The organism is Hymenobacter cheonanensis (genome assembly GCF_030581075.1).
In the GTDB taxonomy this organism is placed as follows: domain Bacteria; phylum Bacteroidota; class Bacteroidia; order Cytophagales; family Hymenobacteraceae; genus Hymenobacter.
The window spans coordinates 232,272-256,736 of sequence record NZ_JAUQSW010000005.1; the positions used below are offsets into that span (position 1 = coordinate 232,272).

At 61.1% G+C, this 24,465-nt stretch carries 18 protein-coding genes and 1 tRNA gene; 11 read left to right on the forward strand and 8 right to left on the reverse strand.

Translation table 11 applies throughout. The annotated features are described in order from the left end of the window. The first annotated feature begins 28 nt into the window (after window positions 1–28). From Q5H89_RS11990 to Q5H89_RS12000, 3 genes are all read left to right on the forward strand, one after another. Entirely contained in the window at window positions 29–325 is a 297-nt protein-coding gene (locus Q5H89_RS11990; RefSeq protein ID WP_305019556.1) for a c-type cytochrome, read from the forward strand. Window positions 326–366: 41 nt separating this feature from the next. Beyond that, window positions 367–1,719, forward strand: coding sequence for a GTPase HflX (hflX, locus tag Q5H89_RS11995; protein WP_305019557.1), 1,353 nt, complete (start codon window positions 367–369; stop codon window positions 1,717–1,719). A 266-nt stretch (window positions 1,720–1,985) separates the two neighbouring features. Continuing rightward, window positions 1,986–3,719: a GEVED domain-containing protein gene (locus Q5H89_RS12000; RefSeq protein ID WP_305019558.1), complete on the forward strand. Its 1,734-nt coding sequence runs from the start codon at window positions 1,986–1,988 to the stop codon at window positions 3,717–3,719. Window positions 3,720–3,792: 73 nt separating this feature from the next. Here Q5H89_RS12000 and Q5H89_RS12005 read toward each other — a convergent pair whose 3' ends face one another. Both Q5H89_RS12005 and Q5H89_RS12010 read right to left on the reverse strand, forming a co-directional pair. After that, window positions 3,793–4,959 (reverse strand): TlpA disulfide reductase family protein, encoded by a 1,167-nt coding sequence (locus Q5H89_RS12005; protein WP_305019559.1) that lies wholly within the window; start codon window positions 4,957–4,959, stop codon window positions 3,793–3,795. A 163-nt stretch (window positions 4,960–5,122) separates the two neighbouring features. Next, a complete protein-coding gene (locus tag Q5H89_RS12010; RefSeq protein WP_305019560.1) occupies window positions 5,123–6,343 on the reverse strand; it encodes a TlpA disulfide reductase family protein in 1,221 nt (406 codons plus the stop codon). 70 nt (window positions 6,344–6,413) lie between these two features. Here Q5H89_RS12010 and Q5H89_RS12015 point away from each other — a divergent pair, with 70 nt between their 5' ends. The 5 genes from Q5H89_RS12015 (at window position 6,414) to Q5H89_RS12035 (ending at window position 11,567) form a co-directional block, all read left to right on the forward strand. Beyond that, window positions 6,414–6,911 carry a SixA phosphatase family protein gene (locus Q5H89_RS12015; protein ID WP_305019561.1) on the forward strand — a complete coding sequence of 166 codons (498 nt, stop codon included), beginning with the start codon at window positions 6,414–6,416 and terminating at the stop codon, window positions 6,909–6,911. Window positions 6,912–7,068: 157 nt separating this feature from the next. Then, a complete protein-coding gene (ppk1, locus tag Q5H89_RS12020) occupies window positions 7,069–9,183 on the forward strand; it encodes a polyphosphate kinase 1 (RefSeq protein ID WP_305019562.1) in 2,115 nt (704 codons plus the stop codon). Between the two features lie 302 nt (window positions 9,184–9,485). Then, window positions 9,486–10,550, forward strand: coding sequence for a Fic family protein (locus Q5H89_RS12025; RefSeq protein ID WP_305019563.1), 1,065 nt, complete (start codon window positions 9,486–9,488; stop codon window positions 10,548–10,550). Between the two features lie 42 nt (window positions 10,551–10,592). Further along, window positions 10,593–10,997, forward strand: a complete 405-nt coding sequence (locus Q5H89_RS12030; RefSeq protein WP_305019564.1) for a DUF4062 domain-containing protein — start codon at window positions 10,593–10,595, stop codon at window positions 10,995–10,997. Window positions 10,998–11,105: 108 nt separating this feature from the next. Then, complete coding sequence (locus Q5H89_RS12035) at window positions 11,106–11,567, forward strand: hypothetical protein (protein ID WP_305019565.1); 462 nt, start codon at window positions 11,106–11,108, stop codon at window positions 11,565–11,567. A 100-nt stretch (window positions 11,568–11,667) separates the two neighbouring features. Here Q5H89_RS12035 and Q5H89_RS12040 read toward each other — a convergent pair whose 3' ends face one another. The 5 genes from Q5H89_RS12040 to Q5H89_RS12060 form a co-directional block, all read right to left on the reverse strand. Continuing rightward, window positions 11,668–11,790, reverse strand: a complete 123-nt coding sequence (locus Q5H89_RS12040) for a hypothetical protein (protein ID WP_305019566.1) — start codon at window positions 11,788–11,790, stop codon at window positions 11,668–11,670. Window positions 11,791–11,932: 142 nt separating this feature from the next. Next, window positions 11,933–12,241 (reverse strand): hypothetical protein, encoded by a 309-nt coding sequence (locus tag Q5H89_RS12045; protein WP_305019567.1) that lies wholly within the window; start codon window positions 12,239–12,241, stop codon window positions 11,933–11,935. 17 nt (window positions 12,242–12,258) lie between these two features. Then, window positions 12,259–13,314: a DUF6268 family outer membrane beta-barrel protein gene (locus Q5H89_RS12050; protein WP_305019568.1), complete on the reverse strand. Its 1,056-nt coding sequence runs from the start codon at window positions 13,312–13,314 to the stop codon at window positions 12,259–12,261. A gap of 161 nt (window positions 13,315–13,475) precedes the next feature. Next, window positions 13,476–14,324: an FkbM family methyltransferase gene (locus tag Q5H89_RS12055; protein WP_305019569.1), complete on the reverse strand. Its 849-nt coding sequence runs from the start codon at window positions 14,322–14,324 to the stop codon at window positions 13,476–13,478. Window positions 14,325–14,366: 42 nt separating this feature from the next. Beyond that, the gene (locus Q5H89_RS12060) at window positions 14,367–18,467 is read right to left on the reverse strand and encodes a metallophosphoesterase (RefSeq protein WP_305019570.1); all 4,101 of its coding nucleotides are present in this window, start codon (window positions 18,465–18,467) and stop codon (window positions 14,367–14,369) included. A 274-nt stretch (window positions 18,468–18,741) separates the two neighbouring features. On the opposite strand from Q5H89_RS12060, the gene Q5H89_RS12065 reads away from it, so the two are divergent. The 3 genes from Q5H89_RS12065 (at window position 18,742) to Q5H89_RS12075 (ending at window position 21,797) form a co-directional block, all read left to right on the forward strand. Next, a complete protein-coding gene (locus tag Q5H89_RS12065) occupies window positions 18,742–20,055 on the forward strand; it encodes a Pycsar system effector family protein (protein ID WP_305019571.1) in 1,314 nt (437 codons plus the stop codon). A gap of 33 nt (window positions 20,056–20,088) precedes the next feature. Further along, window positions 20,089–20,160, forward strand: a tRNA-Arg gene (locus tag Q5H89_RS12070). Between the two features lie 191 nt (window positions 20,161–20,351). Next, window positions 20,352–21,797: a hydrolase gene (locus Q5H89_RS12075; protein ID WP_305019572.1), complete on the forward strand. Its 1,446-nt coding sequence runs from the start codon at window positions 20,352–20,354 to the stop codon at window positions 21,795–21,797. A gap of 74 nt (window positions 21,798–21,871) precedes the next feature. On the opposite strand, the gene Q5H89_RS12080 is transcribed toward Q5H89_RS12075, so the two are convergent. After that, window positions 21,872–24,454, reverse strand: a complete 2,583-nt coding sequence (locus Q5H89_RS12080) for a DUF5686 and carboxypeptidase-like regulatory domain-containing protein (RefSeq protein ID WP_305019573.1) — start codon at window positions 24,452–24,454, stop codon at window positions 21,872–21,874. Window positions 24,455–24,465: the final 11 nt, after the last annotated feature.

A 24,465-nucleotide genomic window follows, 5' to 3' on the forward strand; every position in this document is an offset into this window, starting at 1 on the left:
GGGTTGGTTTTTGCGTTATGATTCCGTAATGAAGCTTTTCAAAATTGCCGGCCTGGGGCTGGCCAGCCTGGTGGGGGCTAGCGCGGCGCAGGCCGCGCCGCCCGCGCCCGGTCGGCTCCTGTTTCAAAAAAACTGCCAGCGCTGCCACGGCAAAGACGGCCGCCTGGGCCTGAACGGCGCCCACGACCTGACCAAGAGTAACCTCAATGCCTTCGGGCGCACCTACTTGGTTACCAATGGTATGCGCAAAATGCCGTCGTTCAGCAAAACCCTGACGCCTGCCCAGATTGAGCAGGTCGTTGCCTATTCTCTCACGCTTAAGTAGCGCCGGCCCGGCCGCTGGCCGCCGTCGCTCTCCGCTTTTATATGTCCAAATCCAAAGACAACAACGGCCAGGGCAGCACCCGGCACGTGGGCGCCACCGACCACACGCCCGCCCGGCGCGATACCAAGCTCGACCGCCTGCTCAAAACTAAAACCTACGAAACGGCCAAGGAGGTCGAAACCGCCGTGCTGGTAAGCGTGCCCCCGCGCCGCCAAACCGATGCCCAGACCACCGAGTACCTCGACGAGCTGGCCTTCCTCATCGAAACGGCCGGCGCCGCGGCCACCAAGCGCTTTGTGCAGAAGCTCGACAAGCCCGACATCCGCAGCTACGTGGGCGAGGGCAAGCTAGCCGAAATAAAGGCCTGGGTGACGCACGAAAAAACTAGCATGGTGGTGTTCGACGATGACCTGTCGCCGTCGCAGCTCCGCAACCTGGAAGCCGAGCTGAAGGTGAAAATCGTGGACAGGTCGCTGCTTATTCTCGACATTTTTGCGTTGCGGGCCAAGTCGGCCACCTCGCGCACGCAGGTCGAACTGGCGCAGTATCAGTACTTATTGCCCCGCCTCACCGGCCTCTGGACCCACTTGGACAAGCAGCGCGGCGGCGTGGGCATGAAAGGCCCGGGCGAAACCGAAATCGAAACCGACCGCCGGATTGTGCGCGACCGCATCGCGTTCTTGAAAGAGAAGCTCGAAGACCTCGACAAGCAAGCGCACACCCAGCGCAAGACGCGCACCAACACCATCCGGGTGGCGCTGGTGGGCTACACCAACGTGGGCAAAAGCACCATCATGAATCTGCTGGGCAAAGCCGAAGTCTTTGCCGAAAACAAGCTGTTTGCGACCGTGGACGCCACCACCCGCAAGGTAGTGCTCGACAACCACGTGCCTTTTCTACTGTCTGATACCGTGGGCTTTATCCGTAAGCTGCCCACCAAGCTCATTGAGAGCTTTAAGAGCACGCTCGATGAGATTCGCGAGGCCGATTTGCTGATTCACGTGGTGGATATTTCGCACCCGGCCTTTGAGGAGCACATTGAGGTGGTGAACGAGACGCTACGCGAAATCGGCGCGGCCGACAAGCCCGCGCTGCTCGTATTCAATAAGATAGACCAGTACAAGGCCGAGGAAAACCCGGCGCCCGTCTTCGACCAAGACGATGACGCCGATGCCGAGTGGCCCACCGACCAGCACGAGGCCGCGCCGCGCCCGCCCCTGGAGCAGCTGCAGGAAACTTACATGGCCCGTATGCACGACCCAGTGGTGTTCATTTCGGCCCAAAACAAGGACAATATCGAAGCCCTGCGCGAGTTGCTGGCCCGCCGCGTGGGCGAGCTGGCCGCCAAGCGCTTCCCGCACTTCCAGGCCGGCTACGGCGAGTATTCTGCCTAGCTAGCCCACGTTGCAGCAATAAAACCCGCTCTGGTTGGAGCGGGTTTTTTAATGCCCAATTCTAAAGATAATTTGAAGATAAACCAGGAATGAGTAAGCGGTGAAAAGCCATTCAAAAAATGTTGCCTGCGCAAAAACAGGTTTAAATGAAGCAGGGGCTGATTTGGCGATAATCAAGTACTTACGAGTAAGTTCGACAGTGGGAAAAATGCTTTTTAAGTGATAGGTTTGACTTATTCCCTGTTCTCAAAGCCAAACCACGCAATATGAAAAAAACCGTTTACTCACTTCTGCTGGCGCTAGGTAGCCTGGGGGCCGCGCAGGCCCAGGTGATGCCGGCCCACCGCGAGTGCGCCACCATGGAGGTACTCGACCGCCAGCTGGCCGCCGACCCTGGCCTGGCCGCCCGCCTGCAAGCCATCGACCAGCAGGCTACGGCCTATGCCGCGCAGAAGGCCGCTGGCCGCGCCAACCTCAAAACCTCGTCGGGTATTATTGTTACCATTCCGGTGGTGGTGCACGTGCTGTATAATACTGCTGCCCAAAACATTACCGACGCGCAGGTGCAGTCGCAGATTGACGTGCTGAACGCCGACTACCACAAGCTGAACGGCGACCTGAGCAAGGTTCCGGCCGCCTTCGCTAGCCTCGTGGGCGACGCGGGCGTGCAGTTTGTGCTGGCCAAGCAGGACCCCAGCGGCAAGGCCACGACGGGTATTATCCACAAGAGCACCACCGCCACGAGCTTCGATACCAGCGACAAGATGAAGTACAGCAGCAGCGGCGGCGACGATGCCTGGCCGGCCGGCTCATACCTCAACATGTGGAGCTGCAACCTTGGCGGCGGGCTGCTGGGCTACGCGCAGTTTCCGGGCGGCGCGGCGGCTACCGATGGCGTGGCCATCCTGTACTCGGCCTTCGGCACCGGCGGCTCGGCTGTGGCGCCCTACGGCCTGGGCCGTACTGCCACCCACGAGGTGGGCCACTGGCTGAATTTGCGCCACATTTGGGGTGATGCCCGCTGCGGCAACGACCAGGTGAGCGACACGCCCACCCAGCAAACCAGCAACTACGGCTGCCCCGCCTTCCCGCACGTCACGTGCTCGAACGGGCCTAACGGCGACATGTTCATGAACTACATGGACTACGTGGACGATGCCTGCATGCAGATGTTTTCGAGCGGCCAGGGCGACCGTATGGATGCCTTGTTTGCCAGCGGCGGCACCCGCGTATCGCTGCTAAGCTCGGTGGGCGGGCTAGCCCCCGGCACCTTGCCCACGCCTACCCCTACGCCCACGCCCACCGTGGTCTACTGCACCAGCCAGGGCAATAGCGCGGCGCAATTTATTGACTACGTGCAGCTAGGCAGCATCAGCCGCAGCAGCGGCGCCGATGGCGGCTACTTCGATGGCACGGCCAGCAGCACCAGCGTGGCGCCCGGCAGCAGCCAAACCATCAGCTTCTCGGCCGGCTTCGCCAACAAGGCTTATACCGAATACTTTGACGTGTACGCCGACTGGAACCAGGACGGCGACTTCGCTGACGCCGGCGAAACGCTGCTGACGACTACCGGCAGTTCCGGCAAAACCACCCGCTCGGGCACCTTCACCGTGCCCGCCTCGGCTAGCCCCGGCGCCACCCGCCTGCGCGTGGTAATGAGCAACAGCAGCGCCACCGGCAGCTGTGGCACCTACAGCGGCGGCGAAACCGAGGACTACACCCTCACGGTGAGCGGCGCGGCGGCCCGCTCGGCCAATACGGCCGTGGCCTACAGCATTTACCCCAACCCGGCCACCGATGTGCTCAGCATTCAGCGCCCGGCCTCGGTCGATGCCGCCGCCGAGCTGACGGTGCGCGTGTATGACCTGCGCGGCGCCGAGGTGCACGGCCTGACCCTGGCCGACGACCAGCTGCGCATCGGCACCCTGAGCCAGGGCGTGTACCTGCTCACCATCGGCGACGGCACCACTACCTCGCACCAGCGCTTTGTGAAGCAGTAGGAGCTGGCAAACTGCCCACAAAAAAGGCCGGTCAGCAATGACCGGCCTTTTTTGTGACTTGATACCTGGCGAATTACTGCGCCGCAACGGGCAGCACGGCGGCCAGCTTCTTGCCCAGCTCCTCGCCGCGGATGTTCTTGGCCACGATGCGGCCATCGGGCCCCACGAGGAAGTTTTGGGGGATGGACTGGATGCCGTAGAGCTGGGCCACGTCGTTTTTCCAGAACTTGAGGTCCGAGACCTGAGTCCAGGCCAGGCCGTCGGCGTCGATGGCCTTGAGCCAGGCGTCGCGGCCGTTCTCGCGGTCGAGCGACACGCCTAGCACCGTAAAGTTGCGGTTCTTAAACTGGTTGTAGTTGGCCACCACGTTGGGGTTTTCGCCCCGGCAGGGCCCGCACCAGCTGGCCCAGAAATCAACCAGCACGTACTTGCCCCGAAAATCGCGCAGCGATACGGGCTTGCCGTTCACATCGTTCTGCGTGAACTCGGGCGCCATTGCCCCCACGCTCGTGAGCTGGGCCTTGGCAATTTTGGCGGCGTATTTCTCGCCGCGGGGGCTTTGGCGCACGGCCGGGGCTAGCCCCGCAAACAGCGGCGCTACCTCGTTGGCATCGAGGCTGTAGCCGCCGTAATCTTCGAGGGCGTAGAGGCTGGCCAGACTATTGGGCGTGGTCTGGATAAACTGCTTGAGCAAAAGCTTGTTGGCAGCTTCGGCGGCGTCGTAGCGCTTGTCTATCTGGGCTTCGTAGGCTTTGTCCTTGCGCTTTTCTTCCGGGGCGGCGCGCCACTCGGCCATTACGGCATCCATTTGGGCCGTAGTGGCCTGGGTGGTTTTGCGCAGGCGCATATAGTCCAGGTTGAGCGGGGTGCCGGCCAGCACGGCGTGGGTCAGCGAGTCGGGGCTGAGCACGCGCACGGTGCCGGGCTCCAGGTACAGCTGCATCCGCTGGCTAGGGGCGGGGCGGTGCAGGGTAAAAGCCCGGCCGGGCTTGGCCAGCAGCAGCGTAGCCAGCACCGGCGCCGTCACGTTGCCCTTGAAGGTGAAGCGGCCTTTCTGCACCGTGGCCGAGTCAATATCGAAGCCTTCCTTGCCCGGCGTGAGGATATACGCCTTGGTGGGCAGCAGCTTGGGGCTGAGCTGCCCTTGCACCGTGTAGGCGCCGCTCTGGGCTAGCGAGAGGGTAGGGGCCAGCAGGGCCAGGGCCACCGGCAGGGCGTAGCGCGTGCGTAGTGTTTTCATAAGACCGGGTGAAAAGTGCTTGTCTGTAAGGGGTTAGCTGCGAAATTGACGCCGCCAATATACAGCGTTTCGCGCTTTGCCCGCCTGCTCGCCGCAGTAGTAGCCACTGGCAAAGGCCGGTCAGTGCTGACTGGCCTTTGCGCTCTACTCAACACAGTGCTACTTACTGGGCTTTGGCGGGCAGCACGGCGGCCAGCTTCTTGCCCAGCTCCTCGCCGCGCACATTCTTAGCCACGATGCGGCCATCGGGGCCGACGAGGAAATTTTGCGGAATGGCTTGAATACCATAGCGCTGGGCTGCGTCGTTTTTCCAGAACCTGAGGTCTGACACCTGGGTCCAGGCTAGCCCGTCGGTTTCGATGGCTTTGAGCCAGGCATCGCGGCCGTTCTCGCGGTCGAGCGACACGCCGAGTACCGTGAAGTTGCGGGTCTTGTACTGGGTGTAGCTGGCTACTACGTTGGGGTTTTCGGCGCGGCAGGGGCCGCACCAGCTGGCCCAGAAATCGACCAGCACGTACTTGCCCCGAAAATCGCGCAGCGACACGGGCTTGCCGGTTGGGTCATTTTGGGTAAATTCGGGGGCCATGCTGCCTACCGCCGTGAGCTTGGCCGTGGCTAGCCTCGTGGCAAATTCCTGCCCGCCCTGGCTACTGCGCACAGCCGGGGCCAGGCCATCGAAAAGCGGCTCGGCCGTAGTGGGGTCGATGTCGTAGCCCGCGTAGCGATTTAAGGCGTTCAGGCTCACCAAGCTCTGAGGAGTGGCTTTGATGAAGCTCGCCAGCACCACTTTCTGGGCTGCCTCAATAGCCTCGTACTGCTTATCGAGCGCGTCGCTAAAGGCCTTGTCTTTGCGCTGCTCGGGGGTGGCGGCCTGGTAGCTGGCCATCAGCTTGTCGAGCTGTGCAGCGGTGGGCTTCAGCGCCTCGGTAAGCCGCGCATTGTCGGCATTAAGCGGGGTGCCCTGCACCGTGGCGTGGGGTAAAGAGTCGGGGCTGCTCACCTTAATAAGGCTTGGTTCCAGGTAAACGCTCAGCGGCTGGGCCATGCGCTGGCCCCGCTTGGGGTGCCGAAACGCCTGCATCTGCGCGGGCGCAATTACAAAAAGGCCAGCCTGCGTACCTACCGGGGCCGTGCCCCGCAGCGTAAACTTGCCGCCCACAATCTGCGCCGAATCGGGCTTGCTGCTGAGGGTATTATAAAACATATAGGCCATGCCCGTGGCCGGACTCCCCAACTTGCCCTGCACCGTGTAGGGCGCTAGCTTTTGCGCGCTGGCCAGCATCGGCTGGGGCGGCGGGGGAGGAGGAGGGGCTAGCTGCCCCCAGGCCAGTGCCGGGCCGAGCAGCGCCAGCGTGGCGCTGGCCTGAAGCAAGCGTGTTTTCATACAGGCAAAGTACAACATATTCATAATTTCTACTAGCCTTTCTTTCCGCCCCAGCGCCTAGCTTCGCAGCATGAAAACCCTGTACCTGATGCGCCACGCCAAATCGAGCTGGAGCTTCGACGAGCTTACCGACCAGGAGCGCCCCCTCAACGACCGCGGCCGCACCGATGCGCCCCACATGGGCCAGGCCCTGGCCAAGCGCCAGCTAGCCCTCGACCTACTGGTAAGCTCGCCCGCCGTGCGGGCCCTGAGCACGGCCGTGCTCGTGGCCCGCGAGCTAGGCTACCCGCACGATAAAATCACGGTAGAGCCAGCTATTTACCAGGCCGACCTCGATACGCTGCTGAGCGTAATCCGGGAGTTGCCCGACTCGGCCAATTCAGCCTTGCTCACTGGCCACAACCCTACCATCACCGACACGGCCAACTATCTGCTGCCCAATAACAGCCTTACCCATGAGATGCCCACGGCCGCCGTGGTGTGCATCCGCTTCCAAACCGACCACTGGGCCGAGGCCGGCCCGGCTACTGCTGAGTTTTACTTCTACGACTACCCGAAAAGTACTTAGCTGGCCGGGGTAACAAAGAGCTAACCCTGGCCGGGCGGGCTAGCCAAGCTGTTTGGCCCGGCGGTTGCGTACAAGGCTGCGGCCGCCCGGCTGCCCGCTGCGTGCGGGTGGCCGGGCACCGCCGCGCCCGGCCCTCTTTCCCTTGCCCGCTCCCCGAATGAAGACCCTTCCCCGCGACCTAAGCTGGCTGCGTTTTAATGCCCGTGTACTGCAAGAGGCGCAGTGCGCCACCGTGCCGCTGCTCGAGCGCCTCAAGTTTCTGGCCATCTTCTCGGCCAACCTCGACGAGTTTTTCAAGGTGCGGGTAGCCACGCTGCGGCGCCTGGTCAAGCTCAAGAAGAAAACCCGCGCCCAGCTGCCCCACGAGCGCCCCAAGCGCCTGCTGGCCGAGGTACTGGCCGAGGTGCACCGCCAGCAGGAGGCCTTTGGCCGCACTTTCCGCGAGGTGCTGCTGCCCGAGCTGCAAGCCGCCGGCATCCGGCTGCTCACGGCCGAGGAGCTTACCGACGACCAGTGCGACTGGGTGAAAACTTACTTTGAGGAGAAGGTGCGCGACCTGCTCTCGCCAGTGGTGCTCGACGATACCCTGCACCAGCTTTTTCTGAAAGACCAGGCCGTGTACCTCACCTTCGACCTGACCCAGCCCCTGGCGGCGGGCAAAAAAAAGAAGGCCGGCGGCGAGCGCGTGGTGGTGATGGAGCTGCCGACCAAGCGCCACGGCGGGCGCTTTGTGGCCCTGCCCGGCGGCGCAGGCACCGCCGCCGACCCGCACCTGGTGCTGTTTCTCGACGATGTGGTGCGGGCCGGGGCAGCTAGCCTCTTCCCGGGCTATGGGCAAGTGCAAGTGAATGCCGTGAAGCTGAGCCGCGATGCCGAGCTGGATATTGAGGAGGAAGTATCGGGCGATTTGATGGCCAAAATCAAGAGCAGCCTCGCCAAGCGCGCCACCGGCTACCCGGCCCGCCTGCTCTTCGACCCCGCCACGCCCAAGAGCGTCCTCAAAGCCATCAAGCAGAAAACCGGCATCGAGGACGAGGAGCTGGTGGAAGGCAGCCGCTACCACAACTTCCGCGATTTTTTCGGCTTCCCCGACTTCGGGCGCCGCGACCTGCTGAACCCGGCCTGGCCCGAGCTGCCGCACCCCAGCCTGCCGCGCACCGGCCCGCTGCTGCCCGCCCTGGCCCGGCGCGACCACCTGCTGCACCCACCCTTCCAGAGCTTCGACGTGGTGCCGCGCCTGCTGCGCGAGGCCGCGCTAGACCCCCGCGTGAGTGCCATCAGCATCACGCTCTACCGCGTGGCGCCCAAAAGCGCCGTGGCCAAAGCCCTGCTCAAGGCCGTGAAAAACGGCAAGCAGGTAACCGTGGTGGTAGAGTTAAAAGCCCGCTTTGATGAGGAAAGCAACCTGCACTGGGCCGAAAAATTGCAGCGGGCCGGCGCGCACGTCATCTTCACGCCGCCCGAGCTTAAGTGCCACGCCAAGCTGCTGCTCATTACGCGCCGCGAGGAGAGCGACGACCAAATTAGTGGCAGCCAGCCGCGCCGCTACGCTTACCTCAGCTCGGGCAATTTCAACGAGGCCACGGCGCACCTCTACGCCGACCACGGCCTGTTCACGACTAGCCCCGAAATCACGGCTGAGGTCGACCAGGTATTCCGCTACTTCATTACGGGTGAGGAGCCTGGCCACCTGCACCACCTGCTCGTGGCGCCCTTCACGCTGCGCAAGCAGCTGCTCAAGCTCATTGCCGCCGAGGCTAGCCGCGCCAAAAAAGGCGAAGCTGCCTACATTCTGCTGAAAGTAAACTCGCTGGAAGACAGCGGCATGATAGCCGCGCTCTACGAGGCTAGCCAGGCCGGGGTGCGCATCGAGCTGCTCATCCGGGGCATCGGCTGCCTGGTGCCGGGCGAGCCGGGGCTGAGCGAAAACATCAGCCAGCGCGGCCTGCTGGACAGGTACCTGGAGCACGCCCGCATCTACGTGTTCGGCAACGGCGGCGCGGAAAAAGTGTACGTATCGTCGGCCGACTGGATGGGCCGCAACCTTGACCGTCGCGTGGAAGTTGCCTTCCCGCTGCTCGATGATACGCTGCGCGCCGAAATCCGCCACCTGCTTGACCTGGAGCGGGCCGACAACGTGAAGGCTCGTGACTTCAACAACAACTACTGCCTGCCCGCCGAGGGCCAGCCCCCGCTGCGCGCCCAGGAGGCCGAGCGGCAGTACCTGCAAAAGCTGGCGCGCCGACGCCGGGCAGTTAGCGCTAAATCTTAAAGTTTAGATGGTTAGCCAGAGAAGTTTAGCGCGTTTATGGAACTGTGCTTATACTACCTGTCAAGGTGCTTTATGCCTCCCCTGGCAATGAGAAGCTAGTGCTTCGTCTCGATGCTGTGCTGGTATTATTAAAGGAAGGCCCTTAATACGCTATCCTAAAATAGGAACCATAACCCATCTTCTAGCCCCCTTTGTAAAGAAAAGCTGCTTTCCTTTACAAAGGGGGCAATGCTTTGTAAAGAAAAGCTGCTTTCCTTTACAAAGCCGATTGCACAGGCACTTCGTGCAAGCGGTCACCCTGTATGCAGCCAACCTGGCAACCCGACCTGCTACCACCCGCCGCCGACCTGGAAACGCGGGCTGTCCTGAAAAAGCTACCCGCCGCCCGAGCGGCCTTAGCGGAGTTGAAAGGTATTGCTGCCACTATTCCCAACGAAAGTATTCTGCTGGACACCCTCCCGTTGCAGGAGGCCAAAGACAGCTCAGCCGTTGAAAACATTATCACCACGCATGATGAGTTATTCCAAGCAGAAGTACAAGTGGCCGAAAGCCATTCTTCGAAGGAAGTGCAGCGCTACGCTGCCGCGCTTCGGCTAGGTGTGGGCTTAGTGCGCCAGTACGGCTTCTTGAGCGTGAATCATCTGGCTCAGATTCAGCAGCAGCTGGAGCAGAACAATGCGGGCTACCGCCGCCAGCCCGGCACCACGCTTAAAAACCAGCGTGGAGAAATCGTGTACACTCCGCCGCAGGACAACGATACGATTATGCGCCTGATGGGTAACCTGGAGCAATACCTCAACGATGACACCTTGAGCGACGCCGACCCCCTGGTGAAAATGGCCGTGCTGCATTTCCAGTTCGAAAGCATCCACCCGTTCTATGATGGCAATGGCCGCACCGGCCGTATCCTTAATATTTTGTACCTGGTGCTGAAAGGCCTGCTCGATATTCCGGTACTGTACCTAAGCCGCTTTATCATTCGCAACAAAGCCGATTACTATCAGCACCTGCAAGCAGTGCGCGACACGGGCGAATGGGAGCCATGGCTGCTCTACCTCCTCACGGGCGTAGAGCAGACGGCCCGCGAAAGCATCGTCCTTATCGGCGAAATGCGCCAGCTGATGCAGCACACGAAGCAGCAGCTGCGAGGCTACAAGTTTTACAGCCAGGATTTGCTCAACAACTTATTTCGCCACCCCTACACCCGCATCGAGTTTTTGCAGGCCGAGCTAAAAGTGAGCCGCCCCACTGCCTCGTCCTACCTCAACCAGCTGGCCGCCGATGGCGTGCTGGTGAAGCACCGCCTCGTAACGGCCAACTACTACGTCAACCAGCCGCTGTTTGAGTTGCTGGCGCGGCTGGGGTAGCAGGTAGTGATACTATCTTACTACTCTTACCTATTAAATCTTATGGCCAAGAAATATCAGGTTTTCATCAGTTCAACGTTCGACGACCTTAAGGAGCACCGCGACGCAGTAGTAAAGGCCGTGCTTCAACTCGGCCACTTGCCGGTAGGCATGGAGATGTTCAACGCTGGCGACCAAACCCAGTGGGAAACCATCAAAAGTTACATAGACAGCTCTGACTACTACCTCGTGGTGCTCGCCCACCGTTACGGCTCCAGAGACCCCGTTAGTGGCTTGAGCTATACAGAAACGGAATATGATTACGCTGGGGCAAAGGGCATTCCGCGTCTGGGCTTTGTGATTGATAAAGCCGCAACGTGGCCAGTTGATATGGTAGAAGCAAAAGCCAAAAAGAAGCTGGATGACTTTAAAAAGAAGGTTGGCAAGGCTCGCGTTATCAAGTTTTAGGATACACTTGATAAGTTAGCTTATCATGTATCGCTTTCGCTAGGTAATGAAATCGCCATTAATCCACGTACTGGGTGGGTGCGGGCTACAGAGGCGGCTAGCCCACATGTGGCAGAGGAATTAGCGCGATTAAGCAAGGAAAATAAACAGTTGCAAATCGAGCTTTTTAAATTTCAAGAAAGTAATCCCTTAGAAAACTTGATAAGGCTTATGAAAAATAATCCTGTTAAAGTAGTCTTTGATATTGACAACAGTATCGTATTGAAAGATATTTTTGAAATAGCCTGCGACCTGCTACCGGATGCGACTTCTTTCGGGATTGCTAATAGGGTTGCAAAAGATAAGAGACTTGATAGAGAACAGTGGTATGATTTTATGGGAGTGGCAGAAGAAGCATTAGAGGAGCTGCAGCGTTTAGGCATCATGAATAACCTTGATTATGTAACTAAACAACGTCATGATGTTAGTGGCAATTCGGTTTATCAGGTGAAATTATGGAAACTTACCGAAAGAGGAACACAGCTTTATACTCTGTTGAAATATACTAGTGCCAGCCAACCTGATTTATAATGAGCCCGCTCCTAACTAAGTAGAAAAGCCGAGAAGTCTGGTCATACATAAAGCCCCAGCCGCTACGCTGGCAGCCGGGGCTTCTTGTTTCTAGTAGTGACTACTTCGCGGCGGTCACCAGGCTAGCCGGATTCGCCCCATACTCCGCATCCACAAGCACCCGCACCTGCTCATGGGCAGCTACCAACTCAGGCGGGGTGCTAGCCAGGTTGGGCACGCGCACGTCGGGGCGGGTGAGGGCCTAGCGGGCTTCGGCCAGGTGCTGCACGGCGGCTTCGCGCAGGAGGCTGCCGCTGGCTATCTGCTGGCGCGGGGTGTCGAGTAGGGATTGAGGCATTCGTGCAGGGCTTGCAGGTGGGCGGTGGTCACCAGTTCTTGGCCAACGCGGTGGCCAGGGAATGGGCCGTGGCGCAGAGATTTTCGAGGGGGCTACTTGGGCCGCGCATGTCATCGAGGCCCGAGCGGGTGTAAGCAGCGGGGGCCAGGTCGGCGTGGCTGCCTTCGAGGTAAAGCGCCTTCAGGCCCTGCACCACGAGCATGGCTGCGTTGCGGATGGCCATCTCAACCTGGCCTTTGGCCTCGGTATATCCCCGGCTGCCTTTATGGTTGCGGGTGTTTTCGGAGAAAAAATAGCAGGGCAGCAGTTTTGGCAGACCTTTTTCTAAGTAGGGCACTATTACTCCTCACTTCCTTAGCGCCGCACGCCGGCCTTCTCCAGCAGCTTGCGCGGGGGCACGGCAAAGAGTTCGAGGCTTAGGTAGGGCGCGCCGCCCAGCCGGGTACGAATGATGCGCTCGCGGTCGGCATTGGTGCGGTCGAAGGCATCGAAGGCGTAGTTGTAGCGGTAGCCGGCCTCGGCCCCTAGCCACAGAAATGACAGCAGCTCGCGCTCCCAGCGCCCGCGAAACTTGACCTCGGTTTCGCGCAGCTCCAGGGTAGTCAGCGTCTGGCGGTCGGGGCGGGCGAGGGGCTGGCGAAGGTTCACAATGTAGTTGAAGCCATCGACCGAGTAGCCGGCGTAGAAGATGGAGCGCTCGGAGGCGTTGTAGCGGGCCGTGACGCGGGCCGGAAACAGCGCCTCCACGCCCCAGCGGTCGTTGAAGGTGCGGTTGTAGATAATGGCCGGGTACAAGCTCAGCCGCCCAAACGTGTAGCCGTACTGAAAGCCCACGCCCCACGAAAAGCGCGGGCTGCGCTTCCAGCCATAAAAGGCCTCGGCCGAGTAGCGCAGGTAGTTGGTGGTGCGCAGGTCGCCGCCCGAGTTGTAGTCGCCGGCCAGCTCGCCTTTCACCCTAGCCAAGTACCAGTGCACCGCATCGACGGGCCGGATGATAGCCACCTGCGCGCCGGTGCTCTTAAGACCCTTGTTTTCGATGTTGTCGAACAGCTCGTAGTTGCTGGGCACCGTCCGGAATTGAAACTCCTCGCGGTCGTAATTCAGCCCCACGATAATTTTGAGGTGCGGCCGGTTCCAGGCCGGAATGTAGCCTTTGATGGTGAGGCGGGCATTTTTGGTGGCGTCCGTCTCGTAGTTGGCCACGCCCGGCACCTCGCCCGTGGCGCTCACCCGAAAGGTGGGCATCCGCTCGTAGCGCACGATGATGCCCTTGCTAGGCCCCATGCCCAGCACCGAGGGGTTGGCAAACTGCTGCTTGTCGCGCAGGTCGGCCGCGCCGCGCGCCGTGTCGAGGGCCGTTGGTGCCGGCGCCGGGTAAATGCGGGGCACATCCTGAGCGCGGGCCTGCATTGCTAGGGCAAGCAAGCTGGGGAGGAGATAGCCTTTAAGGCAGAAGCAGGTAGTGTAGCGTGGCATAGGCAGGCCAAAGTCCCGCCAAGCGCGGGGCCGGCCTGCTTACGTGAATATCTGATGAATGGCTGCCTCAGTCTTGCCATTGCATCACCAAGAAGCTAGGCCGGGGCAAATGGCAAAAAAACCACGTTGTGAAAGCCCTCCGGTGAGGCCGGCTGGGGGTGCAGGCTGCCATCGGCCTGCACGTAGTGGGGCACGTAGCCAAAGGCGGCCAGCCACTGGCCAATAGCTGCCGCCGACTGGCCGGTGCCCGCCAGAATAGTTGGCTCCAGCTCTAGCAGCAGGGCGGGCCGCAGGGTGGCCAGCAGGTGCGTCATGCCCTGCAGGGCCAGCCACTCGGCCCCTTCAATATCCATCTTGACGAGGCGCACGGCCGGCCAACCGCTGGTGTAAGCATCCAGGGTGGTGGCCTCTACGGTGATGGGGGCGTGTAGCTCGTCGGTGTAGGCGTAGAGCGAGGCCATGCCCGAATTGCCGGCCGGGGGTAGGTACAGGGCCACCGGGCCAGGCGCACTGCCCACGGCCAGCTCTGCCACGGTAATGTTGGCCAGGTTGTTAAGGGCAATTTGCTGGCGCAGGCGCGCGGCCGTGGCGGGCACCGGCTCGAAGGCGTAAACCCGGCCTAGCGGCCCCACCCGCTGCGCGGCCACCAGGCTATAGAGGCCAATATTGGCGCCCACATCCAGAAAAACATCGCCCGGCCGCAGGTAGCTTTCCAGAAAAAGCAGCCCGCGCTCTTCGTAAGAGCCTAAGAAGTAGATGTGCTGCTGAATCCAGTCGGCTAGCTCCAGGTTTAGCCGCAGGCCGGGCCGGAACGCCACGGTTTTGTGCACACCGTCGAACAGCCGCCACGGGGCAAACAAGCGCTTGTAGAAGCCATAGTAGCGGGCGCGTAGGGCCGGCACCCGAAACAACTGCCGAAAGCCCGCGGCCAGAAGGTGCTTCATACGGAGCAGAAATAGGCATGGGCCGCGCGGCCCACGCGGCGCCTAGAACAGGAAATCGAACCCCACATACACCAGCTTTTCCTCGCCCACCGAATAAGTGACGTTGATAACCGTGGCGTCGAGAATATTGACGAAGGCGCCGCCGCCGAAGCCGGTGTGGAAGGCTTGCAGGCCGCTGCGCGTGTCAACGCCCGAGTACACGCGGCCCGCATCGGCCAGGCCCATCACGCCGAAGGTGCCGGGAAAGAGGTAGGCATTGAACTTGAACAGGTGCAGGCGGGCCTCAAAGTTGGCGTAGAGCGCGTCGCGGCCCGCATAGCGGGTGCGGCGGTAGCCCCGCAGGTTGGTGGTGCCCCCAAGCGTGTTGGCCTGGTAAAAGCGGTAGTCGCCGATGTTATGCTGCCAGCCCACGCGCCCGGCGTAGGTGATGCGGAACGGGAAGTTGGGCGTGAGGTAGGCCTTCAGCTCCGAAGAAATGCGGCCAAAGGTGAGCTGCTCGCCGTTGAGCTGGAAGTTGTACTGCGCCTCGTTGTGCCACTGAATACCGATGCGCGGGTCTTTGGGCGTCGACTGCGCGCCGAAATTGAGGTACACCAGGCCGCCCAGGTAGGTATTGGCCTGAAAGTCGGAATTGCGGATGCCGAAGCGGCGGTTTTCGAGCCCCGCCCCAATGCTGTCCTTGATAACTGTCCCAATCTGGTCGTCCATCACTCGGAAGCGCTCGAACTGCGGCCCCACGCCAAACGTGCCGAAGCTGAAGAGCTTGCGCTCGAAGGTGGGGGCAATGTAGAGGCGGTCGAAGCGCACGCGGTAGGCGCTGTTTACCGAGCGGTTGGTGGGGTTGTCCTCGTGCTCGACGGCATAGTTCTGGGTGTTGTTGCCGATGCCGAAGAAGTTGTAGAGCAGCTGCGGGCCGTAGTATTGGGCCGCCACGTGCAGGTCAGTTTTGCCGCCGAATACGCTCGTAAACTGCCCCACGTAGCGCAGGTTGTAGGCCCCGCTGCGGGCCGGCGCAATATTGGCCGTCAGGCTTTGCTCCGAGCCGAAGGGCTCGCGTCGGAAGGCATAGCGCCGGTGCGTAACGCCGCCCCCTAGCAGCAGGCCATCATCAATGTTATAGCCAAAAAACAGCGCCGGCCCGGTGTAATTGAGGCGGTAGTCCTTGAGGTCGAAGCGGTGCGGGTGGTCGTAGCGGCTCACGTCTACGCCGGGCTCGAGGCGCAGGCGCGCCTCGCCCAGGCGGTTCTGGATGACGTTGCCGGTGTCGGCATCGTAAATCTGGGTGCGGTGCCGGATGCCCGCCACCCGCGAGTTGTCGATGATGGTATCGCGCCCGGTGCCCCCGATAATGCGGATTTTGTGGCCCTGACGCTCGTCGCCGCTCAGGTCATACACATCCTGCCCGCTGATGCCGTAGAGGCGAATCTCGTCCGTCACGCGGTCGAAGGTGCGGTCGTACAGCACCTTGGTCAGCTGGCCTTTCTTGCTGATTTTCTGCATCACCACGCGGGTGTGGTGGTCGGGCAGGCGCGTTACCGTAAACTTCTCGCGCTTTTGCGAGCCGCGCACTTCCACAATGTCGCTCATTACATCCGAGTACTTGCGGGCCACGTCGGGCAGCAGGTCGCGGCGGCTCTTGAGCTTGGCCACAATTTCGGCGCCGTGCTCGGCATAAATCTGGCTAGGCCACTTGTCGCGGAAAGCCTTTTCGATAACGGCATCGGTGAGCTGGGCCTTCATAATCTCGGCCTGCTTCACCCATTCTTCGCGGCTCACGCCGCTCAGGTACAGGCGGTCGTTCGAGAGGCCGGTCTGGTTGAGGCCTTTGTAGTCGCCGTAGTCGTAGCCGAAGTTTTGGAAGTTGCGCACCGCAAACTTTTTGGAAATCAAGGTCGGCAGCACGCCATCGCCCTTGAAGAAGGCAATATCGCGGTCTTCGGGCACGGCGGTGTAAATCTTGTCGCCGTCGTCGGTTTTGCGCTGGGCCCAGCGCCACTGGTCCTCGTGGCGGTCCCAGTCGCCAATCCACATATCAAACAGGCGCGAGCGGGCAAAGGCCGGTTGGTCGACCTGGTTGTCGTTGTCCTCCAGCAGGTTTTCGAGCATCTTATCGGTGCTCACCAGCTTCTTGGCGTAGCCTAGCGAAGCATCGGTATCCTGGCTTCCTTTGGCATCTTCTTCGAGCGCGGCGGGCGTGTTGGCAAAGCGCTGCTGATACTGCCCGAGCGCGGGGTCGTTGGGGATGTAAACGTAGCGCGGGTTGGTGTGCAGGATGCCGGCCGCCGTGGCCAGCGGCGGCAGCACAAACGAGGCGTAGGGGTGCTGGGCCGAAATCTGGTCTTGCAGCACGGCCCGGGCCAGCCCGGTGCGGAAGTTCTCGGGCAGCACGGCGGCGGGGTCCTTGTCGATGCCACGCACGGTGTAGTAGTAGCCATCCTCGTTGCGCACCTTCAGCGAGGCCGTTTGCTTGCCGCCGCCCGTTTTGTAGGGCACTAGTCCGCCCTCGGCAGTCTTGATGTCGAGCACCGGAAACTTCACCGGCGTGGCCCACTCGCGGCGGTAGTGCTCGCCCAGCAGCCAGTTGTGAAACTTGCCGTGCTGGTTGTAGCTAGGGTTGACGGCTACCGTCACGGTGCTGTCTTGGTAGTCGGGGCGGCGCTCGGCCGAGGTCACCACGGGCGCGCCGGTGGGCTGGTTGGGCGTGCCGGTCGAGGCGGCGTTTTCGAGGTCGTCGCGGCTCTGGTTGCCCTTCACGGTTTGGGCGGTGCCGGCCGGGGCGCGGGTGCCCTGCACGGGGCCGGCGTCGGGCTTGGTGGTGTTCACGGCGCCGCCGGGGCCTTTGCCCGCGCTAGCCACCCCGCCGCGGCCCAGGTCGGCATACACCTGCTGGCGATACACGCGGCGGGCCGTCTGGCCCTTGTCGGCATCGCTCGGAATGAAATATTCGACCCACACCTGGCCGTCGTCGTAGTAATTGAGCCTGGCGAAGCCTTTTTCCTTGTCCGAAAACAGGGCGTCGCCGCCGTTGCCGGGTTTTACGTGCTGGGTTTTGCAGCCCGAGCCACTCGTGATGAAGTGTGCCTTGCTCAGCGCATCGTCGTAGTACTGCAGGTTGTGCTCGTGGCCGTTGGCATACACCACGTTGGGGTATTTGGCAAACAGCTCGCGGAGGTTCTTCTTGTAGCTCTGATAGGCCGGGTAAGCCAAGTCCTGCGCAATGCCGCCGTATTTGCGGGCTAGCGGGTACACCGAGCCGATAATGGGCAGCGGCAAAAAGGCGTATTTCTGCACAATGCTGAGCGGAAACACGTGGTCGGCAAACGTGAAGTAGCCGCCGTGAATGCCGTCCGAAAACAGCGGGTGGTGCGTCACAATCAGAATGTGCTTGCTCTGGTTACGCTTGATAACTTCCTCCAGCTGGGCGTACACTTCTTCCTCCGTATCGGCCCCGCAGGCGTCGCCGAAGGGCCGGTTGGCCTGGTCGGTAATAAACCACTGCGAGTTGAGGGCAATCATCACCAGGTCGTCGCGCAGCCGGATTTCGTAGGGCCCGGGGCAGCCATCGCGCGGCACCAGAAAATCGCCGGTATACGAAAACTCGGTCGAGTCCTGGGCCAGGTAGTGCTCGGCGTAGGCCTGCTCGCGGTTTACCTGGGCTAGCCCGCCCTTGTAGCCCTGAATCCAGTCGTGGTTGCCGGGCGTCATGTATTTCTCGCCCTTGTAGCCCTTCAAAATGTTGAGCTGCGTATTGAGGCGGCCCTCGGCAATCTTGCGGTCGTAGGCGCCCTCGGGCGGCATTCCCTGGTTGTAGATGTTATCGCCCAAGAACACTACCGCGCTCTTGCTGCCCGCCTGTAGCATTTGCTGGCGCATAAAGTTGAGCGAGGGCTCGCCGCCCTTCTCAATCGGGATGGGGCTGCCTACATCGCCAATCAAAAACACCGAGTAGCGCATACGGCTCGAATCGGGCGGCAGCTTTTTTTCCCAGCCTAGGGCCTTGCCCCGGTAGTTGGGCTTGTAACCGGGCGGCGGATTAAAATCGGACTCGCCGGCTTCGCCCAATTCTTCCAGCTGTGCGGCAGCGGTGAAGGGGAGGGTAGCTAGCAGGCTAAGGCAGAAGAAAAGGCGGAAAAAGAGCGTCATAGAAACAAAACTACAACCCACAAATGGGGCTATAAGGAAAGTGCAAAACCAATTGCAGTGAGTAGCAAACCAGTTGCCCACCAGCTCCGCAGGCAGCCACGAAATGCGTTGCTGCCTGCCAATGAAGAAAAACTGAACTCAATCTGTGCGCAGCTACGCAAAGCCAGCAGTCACGGTTGAGCTTGTCCGCTAACCCGCGCCCCGGCGCCCCCGTTGAAAGCCCGCCCCCGGGCCGAACCCAACGCCAGCCGGCGGTTGTTTCTTGCGTTGAATTATGGCTACTACTACTCTCCCCGCCGAAGCCGACCTGCCGGCTGCTGCTACCCCGGATGCCGCGCCCGACAAGGCCGATAAGCCCGCCAAAGCGCCCAAACCCGAGCCTTCGGCCCTGGTGCAGGCGGCCCAGGCCTACCTCGAGCCCGTGCTCGAAAAAGAGCTTGACCCGCGCCTCACCTACCACACCCTGGCCCACACGGCCTACGTGGTGAAGCAGGCGCGCAACCTGGCCGACGATGCCAAGCTCAGCCCCGAGCAAACCGAAGAGCTGCTGCTAGCCGCCTGGTTTCACGACTCGGGCTACCTCGATACCTACGATGGGCACGAGTACAAGAGCATGGCCCGTGCCGAGGCCTGGCTGCGAGAGCAGCACTACGACCCGGCGCGCATCGAGGTCATAAAAAATCTCATCCGGGCCACGCACCGCAATGAGAAGGCTAATACCGAGCTGGAAAAAATGCTCGTCGATGCCGACATGAGCAACCTGGCGGCCGATGACTTCCGAGCCCGCGCCGAGCTTATCCGCAACGAGTGGGAGCTGGCCCTCGACAAATCGTACACCACCCCCGACTGGGCCGAGCTGCAGCTCAACTTCATGCTAGCCCACAAATATCAGTCGGAGGCCGGCAAGGCGCGCTATAAAAAGTGCCTCAAGGCTAATATCGAAGACCAGCGCGACCACCTTAAAAAGGCCGCCAAAAAAGCCAAGAAGAAGGAAAAAGAAGCCACCGAAACCTTCGCCGAGCCCAAGCGGGGCATCGAAACCATGTTCCGCACCATGTACTCCAACCACATGAAGCTCTCGGATATGGCCGATAAAAAAGCGGGCATGATGATTCAGCTTAATGCGGTAATTCTTTCTATTATAATTACTTACCTGGGAGCTAAGTCGTCGGTGCTAGCCCCTACGGGCAATGCCAGCTTCACGCGCAACCCCATCCTGGCCGTGCCCATGGGCGTGCTGCTGCTCACGGCGCTCGGGTCGGTCACGTCGGCCATCCTCTCGGCCCAGCCCGATGTTACGAGCTTTAAATGGCTGAAGCGCAACCCCGAAATTGCTACCAACCGGCGGGTTAACCTGCTGTTTTTCGGGCAGTTTACCAAGCTTAGCCTGCAGCACTTCCAGGAGGGTATGCGCGAGCTGATGCGCCAGAAAGACACGCTCTACAACAACATGGTAACCGACGTGTACTACCTCGGCGAGGTGCTCGACCGCAAGTATAAGCTGCTACGCGTGAGCTACTCCATTTTTATGGTCGGGCTTATTCTTACAGCGCTCTCGTTTGGGATAGTACTCGCGTATAAGATGTAGCTGGGCCGCCCCGGCGACGTAACTTTGTGGCCTGGCTGCGTAGTTCAAGGGATAGAATAGGCGTTTCCTAAACGCTTGATAGCAGTTCGAATCTGCTCGTGGCTACATATATTGCTTGCATAATACTCCTGTCCGCAGCGCGGACAGGAGTATTTTAGTTTAAGCGCTGGTAGTGGGTGTATTAACTGATTGTTAATCAGATTGTCCTCATAATTACTTCATGTTTAGTAAATGAAGCAGGTAGTAGCTTTGCTTCGGCACCCAAGCCGATTGTTCTACCTCTTATCTCCTTTTCCATGAAGCAAGTATTTCGTTACCTGGCCGCGCCGTTGCTGAGCGTGGCGCTACTGGCCGGCTGCGCTCGTCAGGAAGCTAGCCCCACCCTGCCGGCCGCCGTCAACCTGAGCCAGGATGCCTCGGCGCCCGGCTTCCCCGAAGGTTTTGAAACTGGCACCAAAACTGCGTACACCAGCGGCAGCGTCACGCTGGGCTCGGGCTCCTGGACTCTCAACGATGCCCTGATTGGCAACACCACGGCCGATGCCAAAACGGGTAGCCAGTCGGCTAGGGTGCGCAACAGCGGCACGCTGAGCATGAACTTCGACCTGAGCGGCGGCGCGGGCGTAGTAACGGTGGGCCACGCCCTCTACGGCACCGACGCCAGCGGCACCTGGGAGCTGTGGGCCAGCGCCAACGGCGGCTCGTCGTATGCTAAGGTGGGCAGCACCATCACCACCAGTAGCACCGCGCTGAACACGGCCAGCTTCACAGTGAATATTGCCGGTGCTGTGCGCCTGCAGGTGCGCAAAACCGACGGCAGCACCAACCGGCTCAACTTCGATAACATCACGGTAGAAAGCTACAGCGGCACCGGCACGGGCGGCGGGGGCACCACCACGGGCGGCAAAAAATTCCTCTTCGACGCCAGCCACGGCGAACTGGCCGGCAATGCCGATTGGGCGCTCGACGTAGATGGCGGCGTGGTGCCGCGTTACCCCACACCGGCCGCCTCGGGCATCACGGCCAGCACGTCGGAAACCTACTGGACGGCCGCGCTCTCCTCGTGGGGCGTGGCCCTGGTGAAGCTCGGCAACTCGGTCGAGAACCTGCCTAGCGGCACGGCTATCACCTACGGCAACACTTCGAACCCGCAGGACCTGGCCAACTACAACGTATTCGTGATTGACGAGCCGAATAACCTGTTCACCGCCAGCGAGAAAACGGCCATTCTCAACTTCGTGAAAAACGGCGGCGGTCTGTTCATGATTTCCGACCACACCGTGTCGGACCGCGACAACGATGGCTACGACTCGCCGGCCATCTGGAACGACTTGATGACCAACAACTCGGTGCAGGCCAACCCGTTTGGCTACAGCATTGCGCTCACTAACATCTCCGAAACCAGCGCCAACGTGCTGGCTAGCAGCACCAACGTTATCCTGCACGGTTCGCAGGGCAACGTGACCCAGCTCAAATTCTCGAACGGCGCCACCATCACCAAAACCAGCGGCTCGCAGGCCACGCCGCTTATTTGGCAGGGTAGCTCGGCGCAGGGCCTCAGCAACATTATGTGCGCCACCAGCACGTTTGGCACGGGCCGCGTTTTCGTCATCACCGACTCGTCGCCGGCCGACGACGGCACCGGCAGCCCTGGCAACACGGTGTATCCCGGCTGGACGGAAATTTCGAGCCACGCTCCGCTGCACCTGAACGCCTCGCTTTGGCTGGCCAAGCAGCAGTAAGCAATGCGCTAAGCGCAAAAAAAGCCCCTGGCATAGTGCCAGGGGCTTTTTTTATAAAGTGGGGGCTAGCGTTGCTACAACCGGAACTGCGCGCCAACCTTCACCCCAAAGTTGGGCGGGGCAGTGCCGTTGCGCGTGGTGGGCTGCTCATTGCGGTACGTAACGCGGTGAATAAAATCGACCCGCAGAAATTTGAAGATGTTCTCGACGCCGTAGCCGGCCTCGATGTAGGGCGCCTTGCCCAGCGAGGGCAGCAAAAACTGGTTGCCGCGCCCATCTACGGGCGAGAGCTTGTTGGCATCGGTGAGGCCGCCGTAGAGGAAGTTGGCGGTGGCCACCAGGCGCCAGTTGAAGCGCCGGATGCCCGGAATGGCGTTCAGGATGATGCCCTCGAAGTGGTGGTCGAGGCGCAGCGATACCGAGCGGTCGGTCACAAACTCAAAGTAATTGAGCAGGTTAAACGAGTTAATGTTATAGAAGGGCGTCTGGTTGCCGAGCGGTGCCTTCAGCAGCAGGTACGATACTTCCGACGGAATGTAGCTGCCCTCCACGCGGTAGTTGAGCCGCCCGAAGTGTCCGGCCGACAAGCTGTGCGTAACCAGCAGGTTGTACTTGTTGTACGTGTTGTTGCCCCGAAACCAGTCGATGGTGCCGAAGGTGTAGCGGAATGTAAACACCGGCCAGCGCTTGAGGCCGATGGCGCGGCGGCGGTTTTCGGCCTGCACCAGGTTTTCGTCGGGCGCGTAGCGCGATTCCAGCACCACCTCGGTTTGGTGCAGCTTGTCGGGCGTCAGGTCGGTGGGGTCGCCGCCGGGGCGCGGCTGGGTGCGCACCTGAAACTGCGGCACGCTGTTTTGGTAGCGCAAAATCACGGTTTGGGTGAAGCCGTGAAACAGGTCGCGCTGCACGCTCAGCAGCGACAAATCGCGCATAATGGGCAGCCCCTCGCGGAAGCGGCCCCAGCGCGAGGCGGCCACGAAGAGGTTATTATCGGGCAAAAAGTCGTTGTCCAGCAGCGCGTACTGCTCCACATCGTGCCGGTACTCGCCGCCAAAAACCGTCCAGTGCCGCCGCTCGGCAATGTAGTTGGCTCGCAGGCCATACTTGAAGCGGCCGTCCATGGTGCCGTAGGCCACGTAGGGCTGGTACACCCAGTTGCGGCTGAAAGCCGGCGTGGTGCGAAAGCCCAGCCGGAAGCGCGCGCCCTCAAAGTTGTTGTAAGCGAAGGTGTTGATGATGGGGCCTAGCTCAATCATGCCCCGGTCGCCCACGCGCCGGTAGCCGTTGATGAATAGGTCAATCCAATCGAGGGTGCTGCGCACGGCCGGTAGCTCGCGCGCCGAGTCGAGCACGGCAAAGGTCTGGCGCTCGCTCAGGCTCAGCGTGTCGGGCCGGTTTTTATCGAAGTAGCCCTCGGTGGCGCCGCTAGGCAGCAGGCCGCTTATCAGGCCGCTGGTTTCGCTATCGGTGCCTGGCTCCATCACCGTGCTCACGATGGGCTGGTCGTAGAAACTGCCCGGGTGCTGCGTGTTGCGCTGAAAGCCCGAGTTGACGGTGGTGAAGCGCACGCGCATGGCGGCCTGCTTGTCGCCGGGGCGCACGGCCACTACCAAGCGGGTGCGGGCGGCTAGCCCCGGCCCCTGCGCGGGCGGCGTCAGCTCCTGCTGAATACGCAAGTCACTCACGAAGTTGAGGTTGGCGTGCTCGCTGGCTATCACATCGATGCGGCGCAGGGCGTATTTGTCCTTCGTAATCCAGATGGTGCCGGCAAAAGCCAGGTCGTGGTCGCGCTTGGGTGCCACCGCAATCTTGTAGCACATATCCTGGCCCACCAGCAGCGAGTCTTGCAGGGTATAGTCGTAGGTAAGGCGCCCGCCGGCCGAAATGGGCGAGATAAAGTCTTTACCCAGAATATTTTGCCAGTTGGGATAGAAGTCGAAGTTCTGAAAATTCGACCCTAGCATCTGGCTCAGCACCGAGCCTTCGCGGGGGCCGGCGCCGCGCATCTGCTTGTGCAGAATGTCTTCGCGCCGGTGCATGGGCGGGCCGTACTTCACGTACACTTTCGAGCCCACTTCGGAGGCAAATAGCGGCAGCGGGGCATCGGGGTCGGAGGCGGCGGCCGAGCCGTGGCGGGCAGCCAGGGCTCGCATATCCTTCACTACCTTGCGATTGGCCAGGGCCTTCGGAATATCAGCCAGGCTGACCTCGATGCGGTTGTACGAGTCGAACTCGGCCGACGTGAGAGCAGTGCGCTCGTTTTCGGGCTTGTGCTTCTGCACCTCGCGCAGGATGCGAAAGGCCGGATTTTCGGGCTGGCGCGACGACACAAATACTTCGCCCAGCGCTACGCCGCCGCCTTTTTTGAGGCGAAACAGCACGGTTTGGGGCGAGGTAGCGGCCAGCTTCTTGCGCAGCGTAAGAAAGCCGAGCGACGAGGCGGCCAGCGAGTCGACGCCATCTACGGCCAGCTTAAACTTGCCCTCCAGGTCGGCCGTGACGCCAATGCTGGTGTGCGGTACGAAGATGGAGGCAAACGGCACTGGCTCGCCCGTGGCGGCCTCCACCACCTGCCCGCTAATGGCAATTCGTTGGGCCACGGCGAGCCGGCCGGTCAGGAGCAGGCCCAGCAGCAGTAGCGAAACGGTAAATTTCATAGAATTAGAGC